This window comes from Candidatus Cloacimonadota bacterium (assembly GCA_011372345.1).
Lineage (GTDB): Bacteria > Cloacimonadota > Cloacimonadia > Cloacimonadales > TCS61 > DRTC01.
The window spans coordinates 1-3,540 of the sequence record DRTC01000037.1; the positions used below are offsets into that span (position 1 = coordinate 1).

2 protein-coding genes are annotated in these 3,540 nt (G+C 38.2%); both read left to right on the top strand.

The genetic code is table 11. From position 1 onward, the window contains the following. The first annotated feature begins 294 nt into the window (after positions 1–294). A complete protein-coding gene (locus ENL20_00645) occupies positions 295–2,007 on the top strand; it encodes a pilus assembly protein PilB (GenBank protein ID HHE37069.1) in 1,713 nt (570 codons plus the stop codon). 20 nt (positions 2,008–2,027) lie between these two features. Next, the gene (locus ENL20_00650; protein HHE37070.1) at positions 2,028–3,281 is read left to right on the top strand and encodes a type II secretion system F family protein; all 1,254 of its coding nucleotides are present in this window, start codon (positions 2,028–2,030) and stop codon (positions 3,279–3,281) included. Positions 3,282–3,540: the final 259 nt, after the last annotated feature.

Sequence of the window (3,540 nt, forward strand, 5' to 3'; positions counted from 1 at the left end):
GACCTGATAATGACGGAACTCAACCGGGAGAAATAATTAAACATGTAAGATTTTATAAATATGAATGTCCTCCGCCTAATCCGGATGGTTCACCGGGAACTACTACAGGTACTGTTATTGCTAATATTGTCGGAACGCAGACTACGAATGATGAATCCATTATATTACATCGTTATGTTCCCTAAATTTGGACAATTATTGAATAAATATCAGTAAAAGACAAAAAAAATAGAATGCCGATCCGGTAACCACCGGATTGGCTCTATCTCAAAAAAAAACATAGGAGATAAATAAATGTCATATAACCCGCAATATGCCAGAATTGGAGAGATTTTAATACATAACAGGGTTGTAACAGAGGAACAGGTAAAAGAAGCTTTAGTTAAACAAAATAATTTTAACCTGAAAATTGGTGAAACTTTAAGAAAGCTGGGATATATTTCGGAAAGGAATCTTCTGGAAGCATTACACCAGCAATTGGAATATGATATTGTTTCTGAAGATGAACTCCTTGGTCTTGATTCTGAAGTTGTCAGATTAATTCCTGAACCGTTTGCTGTAGAAAACAGGGTGATCGCTATTCGTAATGAAGGTAGTTCGATTGCGGTTGCTATGACGGATCCGGAAAATATCGTAATAAATGACAGTCTAAAAAAAATACTTGGCAAATCCATAACTCCTTTTTTGATTGGTGATAACACTCTCACCGATACTTTAGAGAGATATTATAAAAGTATCAGGACAACTTCTCAAGTTGAAGATGCAGTTGGTGACCTGCAGTTTGTGGCAGTAGATGAAGATGAAAATGAAATTACGATTGATTCAAAAACTGCAGATGCCGATGCTCCGGTCGTTAAACTGGTAAACCTGATCATTACGGAAGCGATCAAATCAAATTCTACTGATATTCATATTGAACCTTTGACCAAACAGACTCGTGTTCGTTTCAGGATCGATGGAGCTCTGCGGGAAGTTATGTCACCTCCGATCGGTCTTCATACGGGAATTGTTTCCTTAATTAAAGTTATGTCAAAACTGAATATTGCAGAACGAAGATTACCTCAGGATGGTCATATTTCTTTGAAGACTTCTATGAAAAGCGTTGATGTTCGTGTTTCCATAGTTCCCACTGTAACCGGAGAAAAAGTTGTGATGCGGCTTCTCGATAAAGGTGAATTCGGTTTCAGTTTGACAACTCTCGGTTTCACGGGATCTGATTTAGAGATTTTCCGGAAATGGATCCGCAGACCGTATGGGATTACAATTGTTTCAGGTCCGACAGGTAGCGGAAAATCAACTACCCTTCATGCTGCTTTGAAAGAGATCAAAGATATCGAAACAAATATCGTAACTGTTGAAGATCCTGTTGAATACAGGTTGGATGGGATCACCCAGATCGAGACAAAGCAGAAGATCGACCTGACCTTCTCCCGTTCCTTGCGTTCTGTTCTACGACAGGACCCGGATATTGTCCTTATCGGTGAGATTCGAGATGAAGAAACTGCTGATATTGCTATCAAATTCTCACTTACAGGACATCTTGTTTTCACAACTCTTCATGCAAACGATGCTCCCTCAACAATTACCCGTATGCTCGATATCGGAATTCCGCCCTACCTTGTTGCTTCCTCTTTGAACCTGGTGATGGCACAAAGACTTGTCAGAAAGATCTGCCCGCATTGTATTTCGGATTATAAACCTACTGAAGATGAATTACGCAATGCTGGAATTACCACAGATGAAGCTAAAGATATTGAATTCAAGATCGGGAAAGGTTGTGTCCATTGCGACAATACAGGTTATTCGGGTAGAACTGGTATTTTTGAAATGCTGGAAGTTACGGCAAAGATCAGGAAATTGATTTTTGACGGACAGAATCAGGATGTAATCCGGGATGAGGCATTAAAAAACGGCATGAGATCTCTACATGCAAGTGCCATGTTGAAAATGAAACATGGTGATACAACTATCAGGGAAGTAATTAAATTAACGATAATTGAACAATAAACAAATTCAAAGGAATTAAAATGGCAGGTTTTGAATATATCATAAAAGATGCTAAAGGTGCTCGTATCGAAGGAACCTTGAAAGCTGCGAGCATGGACGAAGCAATCGATAAACTAACCAAAGAAGGAAGTACCATAATTTCAGTTAAATCGACTGCTGAAGGAGCATTCAAAGGTAAACTTTCGCTCTTCGATAAGTTGATGTTAACGCTTTACAAGCTCAGAACAGGTGTAGGACTAAAAACTCTTGTCTTTTTTACCCGCCAGTTATCAACTATGTTCTCAGCAGGTTTAACGATCGAAAAATCAATTTCTAACCTGGAAAGGGAAGAAAAGAGTAAAAAGTTCAGAAAAGTTCTGATCAAACTTTCAAATGACATCAGAAAAGGATTCAGTTTATCGGAAGCAATGGAACAGCATCCGGGAGTTTTCAATGCTTTATATGTTTCATTGGTAAAAGCCGGGGAAGTTTCAGGGACATTACATACTGTTCTGGACGAACTCTCCACCTATCTTGAAAAAATTGATGATACCAGGAGAAAAGTCTGGTCCGCTCTTTCTTATCCAATTTTTGTCCTGATTTTCGTAGCTTTTGTTGTCTGGGGTTTATTCGTTTATATTATTCCAATGTTTGCCAGTGTTTATGAGAGTTTTCATGCTGATCTTCCAGGACCAACACTGGTGGCAATCTCGATCAGTAATGTGATCCGTCATAATATTTTCTATACACTACTGGTTTTAGTTGCTCTTTTCTTTTCCTTTTTCTTATTCTACCTTTCCGATAAGGGAAGATTCATTGTTGACAGTTTACTGCTTAAACTTCCGGTTATTGGAAGCATGCTGAAAAATTCGATCATGAGTAAGTTTTCCCGTACTTTCAGTATTTTGATGGCTGCTGGAGTTCCTATTATGGAAACTATGGAACTGGTAGAAAATGTAGCTCAAAATGCTGTCGTGGAAACTGCTATTCGCAAAGCAAGAGTAATGGTCAAAGAGGGTTATACTGTTGCGGGAGCATTCAAACGAACGCAGGTCTTTCCTTCGACACTTCTCCAGCTGATCTCAACCGGAGAAGAAACCGGAGATATGGATAAATTACTGGGAAAAGCAGCTGAATTCTTTGAAAAACTCGTGGATTCTGTTATTGACAGGTTAACATCTTTGATCGAACCGATCCTGATCATTTTAATGGCTGGATTTGTCGGCTCGGTCATTATCATCATTTATCTGCCGATATTCAAACTTGGACTGGCAATCAGCTCAGGAATGAAATAATCAACAAATCATAATGGGGATTTAGGCACTGTTTTAAAGAAGCAGGTTTAAATCCCTTTTTTTATATTAAATGTTAACATTTCCCACTTCAGTCAGATCTTTTCCCGAATGAATTCGGCTTTATCCTATTTATTCTATCCCATTCAATGAATTGAATGGTTAATGTTTATTGCAGTGATAGAAATGTTCATATAATTTGTGAGATGAAAAAAAGACTAAGGGAATGTTCGATTAGAAATACCCAAAAATCAAATAACGA

Coding starts and splice junctions, on each gene's coding strand:
- ENL20_00645 (HHE37069.1), top strand. CDS start 295: ATGTCATATAACCCGCAATATGCCAGAATTGGAGAGATTTTAATACAT.
- ENL20_00650 (HHE37070.1), top strand. CDS start 2,028: ATGGCAGGTTTTGAATATATCATAAAAGATGCTAAAGGTGCTCGTATC.